The sequence below is a fragment of the Paenibacillus uliginis N3/975 genome (assembly GCF_900177425.1).
Lineage (GTDB): Bacteria > Bacillota > Bacilli > Paenibacillales > Paenibacillaceae > Paenibacillus_AQ > Paenibacillus_AQ uliginis.
Window position 1 is genome coordinate 5,259,367 of record NZ_LT840184.1, and the last position, 17,328, is coordinate 5,276,694.

14 protein-coding genes and 1 pseudogene are annotated in these 17,328 nt (G+C 41.1%); 2 read left to right on the forward strand and 13 right to left on the reverse strand.

The features are described 5' to 3' along the window. Window positions 1-387 precede the first annotated feature (387 nt). The 5 genes from B9N86_RS24600 to B9N86_RS24620 form a co-directional block, all read right to left on the reverse strand. On the reverse strand, window positions 388-3,762 hold the full coding sequence (locus B9N86_RS24600; protein ID WP_244562839.1) for a HEAT repeat domain-containing protein: 3,375 nt from the start codon (window positions 3,760-3,762) through the stop codon (window positions 388-390). 302 nt (window positions 3,763-4,064) lie between these two features. Then, window positions 4,065-5,225, reverse strand: a complete 1,161-nt coding sequence (locus B9N86_RS24605) for a cobalamin-independent methionine synthase II family protein (RefSeq protein ID WP_208915726.1) — start codon at window positions 5,223-5,225, stop codon at window positions 4,065-4,067. 264 nt (window positions 5,226-5,489) lie between these two features. Next, window positions 5,490-6,479, reverse strand: a complete 990-nt coding sequence (locus tag B9N86_RS24610; RefSeq protein WP_208920716.1) for a tRNA dihydrouridine synthase — start codon at window positions 6,477-6,479, stop codon at window positions 5,490-5,492. 184 nt (window positions 6,480-6,663) lie between these two features. Further along, complete coding sequence (locus B9N86_RS24615) at window positions 6,664-7,233, reverse strand: SF0329 family protein (RefSeq protein WP_208915727.1); 570 nt, start codon at window positions 7,231-7,233, stop codon at window positions 6,664-6,666. Window positions 7,234-7,380: 147 nt separating this feature from the next. Next, entirely contained in the window at window positions 7,381-7,866 is a 486-nt protein-coding gene (locus B9N86_RS24620) for a hypothetical protein (protein ID WP_208915728.1), read from the reverse strand. A 275-nt stretch (window positions 7,867-8,141) separates the two neighbouring features. Here B9N86_RS24620 and B9N86_RS24625 point away from each other — a divergent pair, with 275 nt between their 5' ends. Continuing rightward, window positions 8,142-8,489, forward strand: a complete 348-nt coding sequence (locus B9N86_RS24625) for a helix-turn-helix domain-containing protein (RefSeq protein ID WP_208915729.1) — start codon at window positions 8,142-8,144, stop codon at window positions 8,487-8,489. A gap of 372 nt (window positions 8,490-8,861) precedes the next feature. Here the strand turns inward: B9N86_RS24625 and B9N86_RS24630 are convergent, their stop codons facing one another. The 7 genes from B9N86_RS24630 to B9N86_RS24660 form a co-directional block, all read right to left on the reverse strand. Continuing rightward, window positions 8,862-9,686 carry a hypothetical protein gene (locus tag B9N86_RS24630; protein ID WP_208915730.1) on the reverse strand — a complete coding sequence of 275 codons (825 nt, stop codon included), beginning with the start codon at window positions 9,684-9,686 and terminating at the stop codon, window positions 8,862-8,864. Next, window positions 9,670-11,559 carry a DUF2326 domain-containing protein gene (locus B9N86_RS24635; protein ID WP_208915731.1) on the reverse strand — a complete coding sequence of 630 codons (1,890 nt, stop codon included), beginning with the start codon at window positions 11,557-11,559 and terminating at the stop codon, window positions 9,670-9,672. Before B9N86_RS24635 ends, B9N86_RS24630 begins: the two co-directional genes overlap by 17 nt. After that, complete coding sequence (locus B9N86_RS24640) at window positions 11,552-12,061, reverse strand: hypothetical protein (RefSeq protein ID WP_208915732.1); 510 nt, start codon at window positions 12,059-12,061, stop codon at window positions 11,552-11,554. Before B9N86_RS24640 ends, B9N86_RS24635 begins: the two co-directional genes overlap by 8 nt. Before the next feature lie 8 nt (window positions 12,062-12,069). Then, entirely contained in the window at window positions 12,070-12,816 is a 747-nt protein-coding gene (locus tag B9N86_RS24645) for a hypothetical protein (RefSeq protein WP_208915733.1), read from the reverse strand. Window positions 12,817-13,155: 339 nt separating this feature from the next. Next, complete coding sequence (locus B9N86_RS24650) at window positions 13,156-13,755, reverse strand: HNH endonuclease (protein ID WP_208915734.1); 600 nt, start codon at window positions 13,753-13,755, stop codon at window positions 13,156-13,158. Further along, entirely contained in the window at window positions 13,724-14,716 is a 993-nt protein-coding gene (locus B9N86_RS24655) for a DNA cytosine methyltransferase (RefSeq protein ID WP_208915735.1), read from the reverse strand. Before B9N86_RS24655 ends, B9N86_RS24650 begins: the two co-directional genes overlap by 32 nt. Before the next feature lie 1,097 nt (window positions 14,717-15,813). Continuing rightward, the gene (locus B9N86_RS24660) at window positions 15,814-16,113 is read right to left on the reverse strand and encodes a hypothetical protein (protein WP_208915736.1); all 300 of its coding nucleotides are present in this window, start codon (window positions 16,111-16,113) and stop codon (window positions 15,814-15,816) included. Here B9N86_RS24660 and B9N86_RS24665 point away from each other — a divergent pair. Further along, the gene (locus B9N86_RS24665) at window positions 16,112-16,471 is read left to right on the forward strand and encodes a hypothetical protein (RefSeq protein WP_208915737.1); all 360 of its coding nucleotides are present in this window, start codon (window positions 16,112-16,114) and stop codon (window positions 16,469-16,471) included. The two genes, B9N86_RS24660 and B9N86_RS24665, sit on opposite strands and share 2 nt — an antisense overlap. A 417-nt stretch (window positions 16,472-16,888) precedes the next feature. On the opposite strand, the pseudogene B9N86_RS24670 reads toward B9N86_RS24665, so the two are convergent. Continuing rightward, window positions 16,889-17,027: pseudogene (locus tag B9N86_RS24670) on the reverse strand (GNAT family N-acetyltransferase); the annotation flags it as partial. Window positions 17,028-17,328 lie beyond the last annotated feature (301 nt).

Below are 17,328 nucleotides of genomic sequence, written 5' to 3' on the forward strand. Positions count from 1 at the left end.
AGCTCCTTAGATATATTCTGACTTATTTAGTATAAATTATTGGAACGTAAATTTGTTAGCGATCTTACGGCTGGCATTGCTGTGCCTAGGGTCAATTCTCCTGTGCACCTGATCCTCTATTGTTGCATATTTGAATACCCGAGTCGAGGACATACCCTTGTGGGAACCCATACCAAAAAGAGATATCCTTACTCGAAGGATACCTCTTCTGGAAACTCAAACCTATTCATTCAAACAATCTTTGATGTTTATGAAAAAATCGGTAAAAGAATTGTACATTGTCCAGTTCAAACCATTCTGCCGTTTGCAAAATCTTGGCATCGAGATTGTAGCTCTTCGCATGAAGCGTACCCAGAACAAAGGGAGAGTGCCACCCAAACAGCCCTTCTATTCAAGCACCGTCCAAATATCCAGTGCCGCCAGACGAATCGCCTCATGCTCATGATTCCGGTACGCTCTTAAACGGTCGGTACAAGCCTGGTTCCACAATAAAGATGTTCCCGCAACCTTCAGCAGAGAAAGTCCAATATATTGGGCCACAAATGGCTGCCGATCTCTCAAATTGTCCACCAGATCCAGAATTGCCTCCGGGCTCCAATACGCCTGACTGGCATTGGCTGCACGAGCAATCTGTCTGTAGGCGTAATCCAATAGATGCGGATGCGTGTCCACCATTTGAATCACAGGGTCCAAATGCAGGGCAGCCTGATCCGCTTGGTTCCATTCAACCATCGCTAAATATAACTTGATCACGGCTGGTTTCAGGGTTTCTTGGGATTTAAGAGCATCGATCATGCCCGTATATAAAGGAACGAGCACCCGTCTTGCATTTGGAGGCAATGAGATCAGCTTGTCAATCAATGCCACTAGACGCTGCCGCTCTGGAAGGTCTCTCTCCGGTGCAGCATTCCATTCGGCCTTCGTCTCCGTGTCGGCCAACTGTGTGCAAACGCCGATGACCCGATCATTCACCTTCCCGTCACGACTAGCCACAATGAGGGTATCCAACGCGGCCTTCCATCTGGCGTTATCCTCCATATCAAGAATCGTTCTGCTGGCGGAAGCCGCTACCTTCTCCTCGCTTCCATTCACCCAAAGGCTCATGGCTTGGAAAGCCTCTCTTGCCACAACCGGATCGGCATGCCCTGCGATCTCGATAATCAATTGCAAATACCTTGGCCGAGCTTCCACGGGAAGTCCGCCAGAATACTGGTTAAGCAGGCTTCTTGCGATATCACGCTGCGATGAAGCAGCCATTGCACTCATCATGATCCAGCTGCGTTCATCATCGAGCCATTGTCTGGCAGCGTGACCTATGGCGATCATCACATCTTTGTGTACATTCGGTTTCTCATATTCCCGGATGAGAAGCGCCATGCTCTCACTGCTTTTATAAGCCCCAAGCAGCCGGATGGCCTCTTTTCTGACCGTGATTTTCAATTTCTCCCGATTCAGCAGGTCCGACAGCATGGACGTCAACATCACCGGGCTCACCCTGCGCATGCATCTGGGGATCGAGTACATGGCGACCCGAGCACGGTCTCCATCCAGGTTGCCCAGCAATACAGGAAGTGCCTTCTCCGGCTCTTCCCATAACGAATATGCGTAGAGCGCTGCCTCGACGACATGCACTTCCTGATCCTGCAGCAGGACCTCCAGTTGATCGGAGCAATAATCCGGCATGACTGACAAGCTCCGCATCGCCGCCGCACGTTCATGGAAACTTCGTTTGGCATCCAATGCCACCCGTTCCAGCAGGGAAGCTAATGCCTTTTGCTGGCGCGGCAGCCAACGATGAAACCCATTATAGGCGGGCACAACATAAATCGTTTTTCCCGATAAATGCTTGCCTTTGATGATTTTCCCCGAGATGAACGGGTCCAACCACTCCTGACGCTTCAGATGCAGATGCATAAATACGTCGTGGAATGAGATAAAAGATGGGTATCTGTCCAGCAGTTCTCTAACCCTCGCATCCCGAGTTCCATACGGTGCCAGCCAATAATGGACCGCCTGCGGCGATACCGTTTTAGCCTTCAGCAGTTCCTCCAGCAGAAGCTGAAGCTTCGGCAATCGATCCACGGCTTTTCCGAACACATCAGCCATACGCAGGACCACACTTACGTTTTCGCGCTTGTTCGCTTCTACACCAAAGGCATAAATCTCATCGAACAACGCTTCCAGTGCAGAACTTGGTATGCTATCCCAATCCATCGAGAACAACGCAAACTGACCGTCCCGCATCGTCAATCTTCCAAACGTTCTCAAAGCGAATCTGAAAAGATTGCCCTTCGGCTCCAATGCATGTTCACGTAGTATGGCAAAAGCCAGTTTCTCCGTGGCGGACCTTGTCCCGTACGAAGTGTCCCTGGCTTCAACCACGCTATCCACCAGCACAGTCAGATCATTCACATGCTCTTCCTTAAACATTGGAGCAGGACAGTTTGAGAGCTCGACCATAACTTGCCAGCGCACCGGATCCTGGTCGTTCTTGATTCGAGTCAGGAAGCGCAGCGTCTCATCCATTCCGCTTCGGGATAGCGCTGTACTCCGAACGAGGTGGGCGTAGGCCGCAGCACGCTCATCGCTATTAGACACCTGGACGGCTTGCTCCAGCTTCTCCCTGGCGTTAACAATTAAACGGCGCGCCGTCGTTTCGAGCATGTCATCCCGATGATCACGAATGTCGCGAAGTTCCAGCATGCGGGCAGCTTCCTTGTCACGCAGTCGATGCGGTAGTACATCCAGTAGCGGCATAGGGAAAATGCGTGTCTTCCGCTCGTCTTCCTTATAAGCGGCATCAAACATCGCTTCGCGACAAGACGGCGCTAGGGTATCCAGCACCCTGGCTACATGTACAGGCTGATCTGCGAGCAAGGTAGTCAGCATGGTCCACTGCGCTGTGGTGAACCATTTTCTCTTTTTCAAAACGCCTGCCGGAACGCCATGATTCAAAAGATATTCCCGTGTCTCCTCACGTGTCAGCAGTTCGAATACGTCCTCAGAGCTGGCCTGAATCAGAATGCCCAATTGCTGCTTGAGTACAGGATGAATCATATCCGTCGGCCCAAGCGTAAGCGCACATTCCAACACGATCGCCGGTCTTAAGACACTCAATACTTCAATCGCCGATGAGAGCGTCCACCATATATTGACCTTTTCCCGATGCGTTGCGTTCTGCAAAGCATTCTTGAAATACGCTGCAACAAGATCTGGATAGTACTTCGTTAGGAGCCGCCAATTGCGTAACGCATACCCCTGCTCAGGAAGCCTGCTGCGAACCGTCTCTTCGCTGCACACGGCCAATAATAAGGACGCTTCTTGTGCCCCCCACCGGTCAAGCACGAGCGGCAGCAGCCGTTCCGCCCAATCCTGACGATATGTATTCAAGATGCTCCGCAGCAATTGGCGTCGGCAATGATACGACATCAGAGCGATTTCGGATTCAACCGAAAAGTCCGGATCTGTAATCACTTCTGGCAGTAGTCCAGCCGCCCGCCCTCTGACCCCTGCCTTAGAATGCTTCAGGGCAAACAAAACCGCACGAGCATCATTCACTACGTCGGCACCGGTCAAAGCCAGATGCGCCTCATAGGCGGTGCCGCTTTCGAGCAAGGATACGAGCAGCGCGGAATAATCCGCATCTCCTTTATGCTGGCGTCCCAGAAGCGCCATCCGCTTCATCCTGTCCGAATAACCCAGCGAATCCAGCTCCATGAGCAATTGCTCTTTGTTCATCAGATCATTGTTATATGTCAACATTTCCTCTCCCCTCATGTTCTTATAATCGATCAAAATTTCTCCATAACCGATTTACGCAAGCTCTCCTGGAAGTATATAACTTCTTCATAAACGAAGGCTTCTCCTTTTCGATGCGACATTTCAAACCGACTTAGTCTATGGAATCGGGCCTTTTACAGCCTACAATCCATATTCACGCCCTGATTCGGGGTTTCTGCTTTTGAACGGGGCCAAAACGCTGCATACAAAAAGAGATGCCTCTCGGGGTCCATAAGCGGCCCTTTGAGTCATCCCTTTTAGCTCAAGATGATACATATCCGAATTTAGTTATTCCAGTATTGCTTGGCAATCTGTTGACCTTGATCGATTTTCGCCCATTGCTCGGCTTCGCTTAGCTCGTTACCGCCATCGCAGGATGCAAAGCCGCATTGATGCGAGAGCAGCAGACGATCCTTATCAATGATTTTGGATGCTTCGTCAAGTAGACGGATTACGCGTGCTTCATCATCAAGCGTATTTGTTTTGGAAGACAGCAAGCCCAGAACAATCTCCGTTTCCGGTCTGTCCTTGAAAACCTCCAGTGCTTCAATCGAACCCGCACGATCATCATCCCATTCCAGGAAGAAGCGATCATATTTCAATTGCTTCAGGAACAAGTTGGCGATTTTCGCATAAGATCCACCGCCCATGTTGCGGGAATCATAGTTGCCGCGGCAGTTGTGTGTCCATATTTTCAAGCCGAGGCTATGACCGAAGTCGATCACTGTATTGTTAATATCAATAAATTCGGTGGCGAGACCCTGTACTTCCGCTTGATTAATATGCTCCCCTGTAAACGGAGAGTTCGGGTTGTCGTCTGCAAACAGCTCCCACAAGCAATCATCGAATTGCAGGATTTTGCCGCCTACCGCAGCGAATTCCTCCACGAATTCCTTATAGGCGCTCACAAGACCCGCTTTGAGCTCCTGTTTGTTCTGATAAACAGCATCCGTACCGCCAATGTTATCCGACCAGGAAAGTTCACCGAAGATATGGGAAGGAGATGGTACGCAAAGTTTCGTTTGCTGATCGCCTGCCGTATCTTGGAGCTGTTTGAACAGCTTAATGAAGTGATGATTCTTTCCGCTCAGTTTGCCGGTAATGCGCAATCCAATATCTTTGCGTGTTTCATATTTCGATGTTCCGTCCACATCCCGGAAAAAGTAGCCATGGTCAGCGATATAACGCTCAACTCCGCCAAAGCCCCATACAAAATCCAGATGCCACATCGATTTGGAGAATTCGCCGTCCGTAATAACCGACAGGTTATGCTCGATTTCCTTTTTCACGACCTGTTTGATCGCCTCTGTCTCGCACTCGGCATACCCTTCAAAATTCTCATAAAAAGGATACTGGATATCATCACGATGTTCAATTTGCGTTTTATATTTCAGCAGCTCTTCGGGCCGCAACAAACTTCCTACGATCTGGAACTTATCAGTCATGTAAATAACCCCCTCGTTGTATACGATGATCATATCACGTGGATAGGAGTTAGAAGAAATACCAAAAAAATATAACTAGCTATAGCTAAAAGCTATAGCAAAAATGACTGTTGAGATTACTATGGATACTGAATTAGACTGGAAATCGTACAGGAAGACGTTGATGCAACCCGTATTTCTGCTAATCATTCTTCTCTGCTGTTTCCAAAAGAAAAAACACAGCCAAGTCGGCCATGTTTTCCAAAAATATTATTGCCTGTCAATTTAATTTCCGTGTTCATCTACCTCATCATGATCCTTGCTTCCAAATTCATCGAGCAGCGCACGTACTTCACTTGTTGACTTTACGTTCATTAAGCTATTTCTCAATTCACTTGCCCCTCGAAATCCACGGACATATATTTTGAAGAAGCGGGCAAGGGGTCTGAATGAACGTGGCTCCTGTGCTGAATATTGATCATGGAGATCCAGATGCAGCCGTAGCAGATCAAGCAATTCCTCACTGCTATGATCCTTCGGCTCCTTCTCAAAAGCAAATGGATTATGAAAAATACCACGCCCAATCATAATCCCATCTACACCGTATTGTTCGGCGAGCTTCAAGCCGGTCTGACGGTCAGGAATATCCCCGTTAATGGTTAGAACTGTATCTGGTGCCACCTCATCACGAAGTTTCTTAATCTCCGGAATCAGTTCCCAATGAGCGTCTACTTTGCTCATTTCCTCTCTTGTCCGCAGATGAATGGACAGATTAACAATGTCTTGTTTCAAAATATGGGTTAACCAGTCGCGCCATTCATCTACGCTACTAAAACCGAGCCTTGTTTTTACACTGACGGGCAGTCCCCCTGCTTTTGCGGCCTGGATAATATCCGCTGCAATTTCGGGACGGCAGATCAGGCCGCTTCCCTTCCCATTCTCTGCTACATTCGCTACAGGACAACCCATATTAATATCGATGCCTTTAAACCCTTCTTTCGCCATACCGATACTCATTTGACGAAAGTATTCCGGCTTATCTCCCCAGATATGGGCTACAATGGGCTGTTCATCCTCTGTAAAAGTCAAACGTCCGCGCACACTATGGTTCCCCTCCGGGTGACAATAGCTCTCTGTATTCGCAAACTCCGTAAAAAACACATCCGGTCTGGCTGCTTCACTTACGACATGGCGAAACACCACATCCGTCACATCTTCCATGGGCGCCAGTACAAAAAAAGGTCGTGGTAAATCGCGCCAAAAATTATCCGTCATATCAAATACCCCTCTATAAATACAGGAAAAATCTTTATCCGAAATGGTAAATACAACCTGTTCATGCTCTTGCTTTTTCTTCACTTATAGCATGTTTAAGCAATGTAAATCAAACAGCAGTATATGTTAATCGTGCAGTGAAAGCACTCCTAAAACGATGTGACCCGTCAATGCAAGTTCATTTTCATAACGTACTGCGCCGTAGTTCATAAAAATACTGCACAATTGGATGCTTTAACTTCATCTTCTCGGCCATGTTTAAAATTCGCTTTTTGCCAACTCGTCTGTCCACCAAAGCTAAAATATTCAATAAAATATCATTACTCTCCAAGCTTTCATCTATAGAAATCGATAAAAACGTAGTAGCTACTAGGACAAAATTTGATTTACTTAATGCGGCCTGTGCTGACAAAAGCTCTTTTGCAAGTTCTGAAATTTTTCTGCTTCTTGCAATGACTTTAAGACGATCCTCGGGAACGGTCCCCTTCGTATCCTTTCTGATCGCTTCAATTTCATCATTGTTGATAGGAATTTGGATGTCCGGATCATTCTTAATTTCCTGCTCCGTCTGATACCATCTGATTGAGCCAGTTGTATCACTCATATTGAGTACGTTCTTTTTATCTACTGCAAGATAACAAATTCCGGATTTATCAGGTAGATAACGATAACTGGTTGCCCGGTATTCGACCCTTCCATTTAACGCAGGAGAGAGAAAGCTCTCCAGTTGTTGCTTTAATTTGCTCCAGGACATGTATCCTCCTATGTTCTCAAAGCCTGACTACCCGTATTTCGGGGCAGTTTTATGGCAATGACACCTATAGTGCCAGATTGATTTGATTTAAAATAACAAAATTTCTAAAGTTAACATGTTGCCCTTGGGTGAAGGTCTATCATACCATTAAAAAATCGAACGATACAACTCGAAAGGATTGGATGCTACTCTACCCGATAGGTGAATCAGCACATCGTCCACGCGGTTCAGAAGCTTCTGAAGCTGCGAGGCATCCATATGTTGAAAAATTGAAGCATCATTGCAGCCGACCACAAAATTAAGGGTATGAATAAACAGCACCTTATCCAAATCCGGGATGGAATTCTGTCCCGTTAGCTGGATGATATCCTGAAGCGAAAAGTAAGGTGGAGAAAACATGCAATTATTCTCCTTCATATACAATGCCTTGAGCATGCATCCTAAAGCGCGGTCACTAAACAAGATACATACATGAGCAGAGATGGGATGCATCATCCGGGCTGCTGAGTTCATATAGATCTGTACGAAATGCTGCATCTTAATCATTGATTTGGAATGAATAGAGGATTCCTGAATTTTTAACAGCCTATCCTTGCTATCTCTGCATTCGTCGATGGAGGTTAAATGATTCACATACGTCAGCCCCTATTCGGTTATTGGCGATACCCCAGCTGCGACTGAATTCCTTTATTGGTCTGTCCAAAATTGCAGGTGCATAAGAAGTAGTTCTAGCTCAGTTCATCAAAAAGAGTGAATATATAGAAATAAATACTCACTTAGGATGAATAAATAAATACAAACTACATACAATATTACCGTATAGTAGTAATTTATTCAAATAACTTATTATCTATGTGTTATTACAAATCAAAACATTCCCTACACTTCTATTAAAGAGAGGTGTAACGATGCCTGATGTTCTAAAATTAGTCGGAGCACGTATAAAGGATCTTCGTAAAATAAGAGGATTATCTCAAGAAGCATTAGCAGAAAAGGCTGGCTTCAATATAAGTTATATAGGATTTATTGAACGAGCCGAACGTAATGTTTCCATGAAGAATCTGGCGAAGATTGCTAGTGCATTAGATGTTGGAGTGTATGAGCTTTTTACATATTTGAAAGAACAGGAAGAATTAACAGAGGAGTCAAATTTAAAAGATATAATCTCTTTATTGAGAGAACGTGATTCAAAAGATATTGAGATGGTCCGAAATATACTAAATGAAATTTTTAGGCGAATTGATGGAAATAGTTAAAAAAGCTGATCGGATTCCGATCAGCTTTTTTAGAGTTATCACCAAAGATTATAAAATCGATTAAAAGCTAACTATTATAGTAAAATATTTGAGATAAGCTGCCTTTCTCTCCTGCCTTATATAAAGCGTTTAGCTTTGATTCTAGCCTAATGCAGCGCCGCCCACTTACTCTTCGAAAGTTGGGCTGCCTTTTTATAAATACCTTTACAACGAGTGGTTTATTTCATATTCTGTACTCCGCATTGGTAAGAGCTTGAGCATTCTTAACAAATTACTGGCTTCCATAGATAGCAAAAATGTCGATAAATTTTGAAACTATTGGCGTTACCTTGTTGAACGTTGGAGACATTGATCTCTTTTTAAGGTATTTGGTTAGTTTCTCCAAGGGTATTTCATATCAAGATATTCACTCTTAGACTTCAAAAAATCCTCAACCCAATTAATTGCAGTTGCTAAAACTTCCCTTTGATTTTCTTTATTGTACGAAAAAGCATTAATGAATTTGAAATCAACTTCGTAATCCCCTTGCATCCATGTATCCCCCATACCATCCTGTTGAAGCCAGATTGACGGCACTCTATTGAACGCACATATTTTAGCTTCATCTATTTGGCCAGCAGGGTACGATTTCTCAATTACTACAAATTTAGATATGGAAGCATACGCCAACATTTTTTCTTCATTGGAAAGAGTTCGAATTTCGGGCTGCTCTTTTATTAGGATAGGAGTATACCCGTGTTGACGCAACATCTCACTTATATTTTTTAATTCTTGCATGTATTCCTCTGGACTGTCTTTCCCCAAAACCAAAACTGTTTTTTCCTTTGATATTTTTAACCATTCTGCATAGTTTGAGGATGATTCTCCACTTTCATACGTAAGTAATCGAATTTGATCAATTTTCTCGTTACTCACTACAATCGCTTGGAATTCAGGAAACACTTCTGCAAATCGATCTCTATGAAATTGCTTGGATTGTAATATTGTAAATAGATCACTATATAACCCATGTTGCCGAATAGCATCCACAATATTACTGCAATTTTCTTTATGCGATAAAAATTTATTTATAATATCATCTTTATCCAAGTTCAAAGAACGACAAATACTAATTAATTGGATAGGCGAATAAGAATTTTTTAAAAAATCTATTAATCTATCTTCGTCTTTAAATTCAATACTAATATGTGAACCCAAATAATTTCCCTCTCTCTCCTGAGTTATCAAGTTTAAGGCGGACATACTCAGAGTTTTTCAACTCATCAGGAATATCAATCGTAGTAATAAAATATTGAAAATCCACTTTACCGTTTATCTCAAGATCTTCTTTTTCTAATTGAAGAACGAAGGTAAATATCCGTCTATATACTTTTGGGTCAATATCATGCACATTGGGTGAATCATGTATTAAAAATTTCGGATGATTTGTATCTTCTGATATTGCCAGTTTAAGTAATGCCAAATCAAAAGCAATTACTCTAAGAGGGAAAGATGCAGCGCCATCATCAATTCCATCTGTAGTTGCATGCTTGATCTCCAATGAAAAATTACCTTTTCTCTCACTTCTTTTTAGCAACCCAACCCGACTATTAGAGAACAAAAATTTTATTACTTCATTTACCTCAACTTGAAAAGATAATAGTCTTTTATCAACTTCTTTTAGAATAGTAGAAATATCTTTATTGATTTCCGTAAGTTTTTGTTTTGCTTCCTGCCATTCAGCGTAATAATTTTCTACATCACTACTCAAATTTAATGAATTATTTAATTCTAAAAGCTCCTTACGATAGTTTGCTATAACCCCTTCTTTATCCTCTACTTGTTCAAGGATTACGTTGATATCCTTTTTAAGACTCGCATCAATTACACCTATCATTTGTTGTAATTCTTCCTGCTGTTCATTAAGAAATTTTATTTCCTCTTGATGAGACAATGTTGATTCTATCAATTCTTTCTTCTCGTTATTAAGTACCGTTCTAATCAAATTAACGGACTTAATTGACACCTGATTGACAGAATGCTTACAGTTCTCATCTTGATCACTAGAAAAGGGACGTAGACACCTTGGGCATTGTTTATATTCATAGCGGTTCAAAAATTGAACTGCAGACTGAGCAATATCGATTTTCTCTAATTCCCCTTGAATTTCATTGATCGTTGCTTCATAATTCTTAATCCGATAGTGGTAAGTTAATATGTTATTTTTGATTTGTCTTAGCTCATTGAACCACCTTGCACGCTGTGCATTTTCCGCATCTTTAATTTTATTAAAATTTACTAATTGATCCTTAAGATGAGCTAATACATCGTTTTTTTTGGAAATTTCACTTTCAATTGATATTTTTCTACTGTGAACTTCGATATCAGATTGGTTTTGCTTATGCTTAGCATATTTCGCAATTACATTGTAGGCTTTCTGTTTCTCCGCTGCTAACTCTGATGCCTCTGCTTGGCGGTTCTCCAAATCTGTCTTTTCTGGAGTAAGTAAATTTAATAAGAACTCAACTCTTTTTCGCCTTACTGGAGCTTTTTCATAATAATTCGCTGGTTTAGTTAATTCCTGAAAGCCACCGACTTGATCTCTAATTAGGATAGGCGCACTTTGTCGCCATGAAATAATTTTCTTTTTATCAAAACTATTTCTCCCTTCATATAGCTCATTTTCAAGGAATGAACAATACTTTTTTACGTCATAATTATTATGATGGAATTCATGTCCTTCTAATAAACCGTCTATAACCCAGTCTTTATATAAGATGACATTCTCCTCATTCACTAAGCTTCTCAGAACAGTGTATTTTTGAGAACCAATAGAGTATTCTAGGTGAAGAATCATTTTTTCCATACGAATTTTGGCGCTCTTCTTATCATCTGGGAGAAATGACTCCCTACCCAATCCAAAGTCAATTAAGTCCACAAATGTGGTTTTACCAACACTGTTCCTAGTTTGAATATTTACGTCTCCAATATCTTCAGCTAGTATTATATTGAGACCTTTTCTAAAAGTTATATCTATTTCCTTTTCTGAAGGGTACACAAGTAGCCTATTAATAAACAATGACTTAGTCATACCATACCCCTCCAATAATTTGATAAATTCTCCTATTTAGGATATCCAAAGGAACATCTTTAATTATCTTCGCTATAAAGTACGATTTATGAAGGATTGTTTTATATTGCTCATCAATAAATAGTTTCTTAACGTCTTCCTTTACTTCATCCTTAAGAACTATGTAATGTTCGTCTGAGATAATCATTTCCCGCGACATTAATTCTTTAAGCCCGCTCAAGAATCGACTATTATATTTTTCAATTATTATGCCGGAGAGCATTGAATCCAAATTGTTAGTCTCCCATTCGGGTAATAAGGACATGAATTCCTTCCTATCCTCAGAAGCGAGTAGTTCAGTTGTAACGTTTACGAATCTAAACAAGTACATTGCTGTTGCAACCTGATCAAAAGTGGATTTCTCCAAATATTGCATTAATGATAATAAATAAACTCCATTTAAGGCGCTATTTTCTTCAATATTTTGCAAATCCCCTTCTACCGTAATATTACGTTCACTCATAATTTCCCTCACTCATTAAATATTAGGCACTGAAAAGTAGTGTCGAATATCACACCGTATATTTGGTCTTCAATATCTTCTCTTTGTTGAAATTCTTGAGGTAAGATATTAAACAATTCATTTACTAACTCGTTTAATCTGTAATCTGCATTATATTCGTCGGGAGGAAACCTCCCAAGAATTCGCTTCGAATAAAATTTTTGAATCTTTTCGCTCAACGTTACAAAATGATCGTCGAAACCGAGTTTTTTTGCCTTTCTTTTTAAAACACCATTATCGTTTTTCGATCTAATTGCAAGAGCTTGATTTGTTGGAGAAAATTTAGCTTTATTCTTCAATTTATCGTGAAATTCAGTAAAATCTTCAACCAATCCATTTGATAGATAAGGCGAGTCAGGCTCATCGATTGCATTTATTTCATCAAGCTTCTCAAGTAATATTGAATATAACTTGGAAAGTTGGATGGCTATATGTGCATCCAGTTTACTAATATTCGTAGAACCAAACTGAGCATTTTTGCTTTTCATCTTCTCTATTTCAACGCTTAATTCAAAACTCATCCCATACCGTACCGCGCATGTAATGAGAGCATCTGCCTTTTGCGGATTATTCTGTCCTTCCCCGAATATATCCTCTGGATTTTGATTTATTGAACGAGCCAGGCTGCGCCAATCATAACTTTGAAGGTTCATCTCACATAGGGATTGAATAATACCTTGTTGTTCTCTAGGAGATGGCGTTTGACTACTTAACATTGCTATTCCTCTCTCCAAACATTATTGATTTTCTTCCTTACACTCCTTCTTATATAGGTCAATTTTACTATCACGCGGAAATTTTATCCACTAGAGCTTTCTATTCTAAAACTATAATCAAACAAATTCCGACTTAGCCCCTATAATTTTGCAACAAAATGGTAAGTATAGTAAGACGGTTGATTACTCTCCCGGTCCCCTTATGTTGAATTTAAAAAATGAGGTCGAACCCCACCATTGGTTCTGATGAGGGATTAAGTAGCCGAATTCGATTGGAACTTCGTCAATTATTCGTAAAATTCCGCATAAAAAAAGCACCGTAAATTGGTGCCATAGAAACTATCGTTTATTTATTAAATCCATAGCTTGTTTGGGGAACTTCCCCATCAGCCATTCTAAGACCTTTAGCTGATCAACACCAGGAGCTCGTCGAATTTGTGCCAGTAACTTATCAGATGTAGGACGTTCAAGTGTAATATTTGCAGCACCTTCATTACATACAGAACAAAGCGCTCTAAGGTTTCCTGGGTCATCAGTCCCGCCTTGCGACTTATCAATTATATGACCAATATGTAACCGTGTCTTTCGGCTGGGGTCATATGGATGTGGCTCCCCTGCTACTGCCCCACACATTTGACATGTAAACCCATTCCGGTCTAACACATATGCTCTTGTCTCTTTAGATATCGCTCTCTCAAAAGCCGGAATAGGTTTAAGATCAACAAGTATGTACTGACCAGGCTTTAATTCGCCCAGATCATTGTGCGTCTTAATGTTCATTCCTTGCTCATTTCTGAGTTCACGTATTCTTCTTGCCCATTCACTACTACCATCTGCAACTTGTTGCAAAGTACTTGAATCAAGAACCTTACCCACATTAGCAAGAAAGTAATCTCGTAGCTTAGCTTTAGCACCTTGCCCCTTCTTTGCTCTTTTCATTTTTTTTATCCCTCGCTTCTGCAGTTTGAATTGCCATCGCAATTGCTACACCTACAGCATTTGCTACTGGTGGTGGAAATGCGTTCCCAACTTGGCGATATGCATTAGTCTTTTTCCCTGTAATATCCCAATCCGGCGGAAACCCTTGTATTAAAGCAGCCATTTTTACAGTTAGTCTAGGCAATCCCACAAAATCAGGAGAAGGCGGCTCATCAGCTAACGTATGCCCATTCACACCTATTGCTTCCCAGGCACGTTTTGCTCTGGTTGGTCCCAAATCAGGACCTCCGTGTTTTTTCGAGCCACCTACAAGTGTAGGAGCTATAACATTCGCTTTCTTTTTCCAATCATCGGCTCCGACCCAACCTCGACTTGCCATTTGTTCATATAATACCTCTCCTACAGTTGGTGCTGGTAATTCAATAGGAATAGGCCATTGAAAGAACTTTGCATACTTTTTCTTTAGAGCTACGAATACTACTCGAGGTCTAAGCTGAGGAACACCAAAATCAGATGCATTAAACAGCCTCCACTCTCCTTCATATCCAAGCCTTTTAATAGCATCGGTAAAAGCCTCTCTATACTCACTAAAACCAGCAGCCATTAAACCCGCAACATTTTCAATCATAATTGCGTTGGGTGAACATTCTTTTGCTAGTCTAGGAACTTCTGGTAATAAATCCCTATCATCTAATGCACCAAGCTGATTTCCTCCCGTAGAAAACGGTTGGCATGGCGGCCCTCCAGCTAATAGGTCTATTTTTCCTTTGAATGTCTTCGCACTAAAGTTCCTCAAGTCTTCAGGGACAACATTCCACGAAGGCCTATTAGCTCTGAGTGTGTTGCATGCATGTTCATCAATCTCAACTAAGGCAAGATGTTCAAATCCTGCTTGTTCAAGGCCTATTGCTTGCCCACCAGCACCTGCACATATTTCTAAAGAAGTAAGTATTCTTGCCATAAACACACCTCCAAACATATGTTTCCATTATAATAAATCGTGCGATAGGATTCCACCAATAAATAGAGGTAATTTTTAATAGTTCCCAAGACACCGGTAGAGCTCACATTTAGAAGCACCTTCTGGGAGTCTTTCTGTTTATCCGATTCTTTAGTGTTCATTCATACCGGAGTTATTCATAGCACCTGGTTAGCTATCATCTAATCGGATAATAGGATTATACCATTGTCCACGATCCTATTGCTTTAATTTGCCTGGATAGAAGAATGCATGAAGTAACAAACGAAACTGAATTGTCGAATGTTTCGCTTATTAGATTCATCATATATAACTTTACCTATTGGCACTTGGAATGTGAAGACATAAGGATTAACATTGAATCACCCGACGATTTAGCCTCAAACAGAAGATCGGACATTTTATTAAGGACGGCTCTGCGGCGTTCAAGGCTAATCGCGCAGTGTATTGTTCCGCTTCTAAGCGCGCTTCGAATCCGTGATTCCACGGTATGACCGCCGAATCGGTAATGACTTATCCGCTGGATTTCCATCTGTATCACCGAACAAACCCTTTTAAGGAAAGGTTTATAACCCTGTATTACTTTTGTTTAAAATGAATAAACTCGTGCTAAAAAACAGCCCTCAAACCCGCATTCCACCGTTACCCGAAAAATAAACTCGTGCTACAAATCACTGATTCCCCTGACTTTTTTATCGACTTTTTCTATCCGAATTTATTATAATCTGAATAATGTCTTGATATAAAAACAGGGGAAAGGCATGATGGATTGGGTTTCCCCTGTCCTCCATTCATCCCTTCCCCGATTTTATCACGGCTTTATCGATTTTTTAGCGCGGGTTTATTGTGGGGTTACAAACTTTCCTAACCAACAACGCCACACTCTCCACATGGGATGAGTGCTGACGGTAGATAAAATAAAACGAGATGTAGCTGTGTTCACCCGACATAAACATCTTTAACAAGATTCAGTATTTAAAATTTCAAAGGGAGGAGGATTAAGGCCCCCTCTTTTACTCTATCGTGTCCCCAGAAACCTATTAGCGTACACAATACTGACCTACAAGCCTCCCTTAAAATTAGTCGTTAATAATCAGTTCATTGATATGGGAATAGTCCGCTAAGTTAATATTATGCCCTGCACAGATCAATAAGGCCTTTTGATACTCATCTATTTTTATATGTTCAATCATTTTAAAATTTTCGTAGTTAGATGTAATTGTATTAATACTAATACTTTGAGCTTGTATTCCTAATGAATTAATGAGTATTTCCCAAAAATATTTGTTATATATATTTCTGTAACTAACTGGATTAATATAATCTTGGATAAATCTCGAATCAATACTTGCTATTAACTTTAAAACTAATGGCTTCATGTTTGGTGATGATCCAGAAAACGATCGAAATATATCGAACATTAAGCGTTGTCCTGAAATTGTTAGTCATGTAGGACAAGAGCTTTTACGAGACTCAAAGTTGGAGGATGAATGGATTAAGCGTTCAACCCCTTCTGTCATTACCTTAAAAGTCAAAATCGATGAAATCGACCCTACAACATTCCCATGGGCGGTTGTGGATGATACAGGGGGTAGATCGTATTTGTTACTGAAAGCATTTGAACGACTATTGTTTCTTAATACGAACTATCCATCTGACAATCCAATGATTTACCTAAAAGAGACAGCAAACATTAGTGCTGAATGCATTTTTGATATAAGGAAAATAAGAGAATAAGATTGATAATAGAGAATCAGCGATAGTCTCATAAAGGATCAAAAAGTTCCGCATGATTATTTAGTAACATCAATTGCACCTCTATTACATATTATTCATCTTATCATATCGTAGAAAGTACGTCCTAATACTGGAGTGCTTTGTCTAAATAAACCATTAATCTTATTACTAATTATTCAAAAATGTATACACCATTTGCTCCCCATCCACATTACTGAATAAGTCTTCAAAAAAAAAGGAAGGGGAGAAAAACTCATCCCTTCCTTTTCTCTTGCCTGTATTATAGTTCTATACTTTTACTGGTGTCTTATTTTTCACGTTTTATGTCATAAAACTGAAAACATGTACTAAACAGCACGCCTGATTTATTTACTTTATGTTATATGCAGGAACATATCAACTTAATCGCTTTCTTCATCATTTTACATAGTCTTCTTTTAAAATACTGAATATTTCTAAATCGACAATACCTTTACCTGCCCATAGTATTGCTTGTCTTAATGCTCCTTTTTTTGATGTAGCCATTCTTCAACAATACCTTCTCTAAAGTCTCATTAGAGGAGCACTTCATTTTGCCCAATGTCCTAACCTGTCCCATGCAACACGAGTATCCAAATAGCTTCCAACTAACATACGCTACTTCATACTCCTACAGCTTCTTGCCTCCCCGATCATCTCGCCTTTCTATTTATAGTTTGTAACCTCTATGTTATTGCGGCTACATCGATTTGTTTTTAATATGGCGGTTTGAGTTAGGCAAACGGCTCGATGCCCCCCCTGCTACACCAAATAGTTATTTTTTGGCATAGCAAGAGATAATAGATCTGTATATACCAAAAAAAGAAAAAAAAGATCAT

Excerpts from the sequence above, each read along its gene's own strand:
- B9N86_RS24600 (WP_244562839.1), bottom strand. The coding sequence starts at position 3,762 with ATGTTGACATATAACAATGATCTGATGAACAAAGAGCAATTGCTCATG.
- B9N86_RS24605 (WP_208915726.1), bottom strand. The coding sequence starts at position 5,225 with ATGACTGATAAGTTCCAGATCGTAGGAAGTTTGTTGCGGCCCGAAGAG.
- B9N86_RS24610 (WP_208920716.1), bottom strand. The coding sequence starts at position 6,479 with ATGACGGATAATTTTTGGCGCGATTTACCACGACCTTTTTTTGTACTG.
- B9N86_RS24615 (WP_208915727.1), bottom strand. The coding sequence starts at position 7,233 with ATGTCCTGGAGCAAATTAAAGCAACAACTGGAGAGCTTTCTCTCTCCT.
- B9N86_RS24625 (WP_208915729.1), top strand. The coding sequence starts at position 8,142 with ATGCCTGATGTTCTAAAATTAGTCGGAGCACGTATAAAGGATCTTCGT.
- B9N86_RS24635 (WP_208915731.1), bottom strand. The coding sequence starts at position 11,559 with ATGACTAAGTCATTGTTTATTAATAGGCTACTTGTGTACCCTTCAGAA.
- B9N86_RS24640 (WP_208915732.1), bottom strand. The coding sequence starts at position 12,061 with ATGAGTGAACGTAATATTACGGTAGAAGGGGATTTGCAAAATATTGAA.
- B9N86_RS24645 (WP_208915733.1), bottom strand. The coding sequence starts at position 12,816 with ATGTTAAGTAGTCAAACGCCATCTCCTAGAGAACAACAAGGTATTATT.
- B9N86_RS24650 (WP_208915734.1), bottom strand. The coding sequence starts at position 13,755 with ATGAAAAGAGCAAAGAAGGGGCAAGGTGCTAAAGCTAAGCTACGAGAT.
- B9N86_RS24655 (WP_208915735.1), bottom strand. The coding sequence starts at position 14,716 with ATGGCAAGAATACTTACTTCTTTAGAAATATGTGCAGGTGCTGGTGGG.
- B9N86_RS24665 (WP_208915737.1), top strand. The coding sequence starts at position 16,112 with ATGTTTGGTGATGATCCAGAAAACGATCGAAATATATCGAACATTAAG.
- B9N86_RS24660 (WP_208915736.1), bottom strand. The coding sequence starts at position 16,113 with ATGAAGCCATTAGTTTTAAAGTTAATAGCAAGTATTGATTCGAGATTT.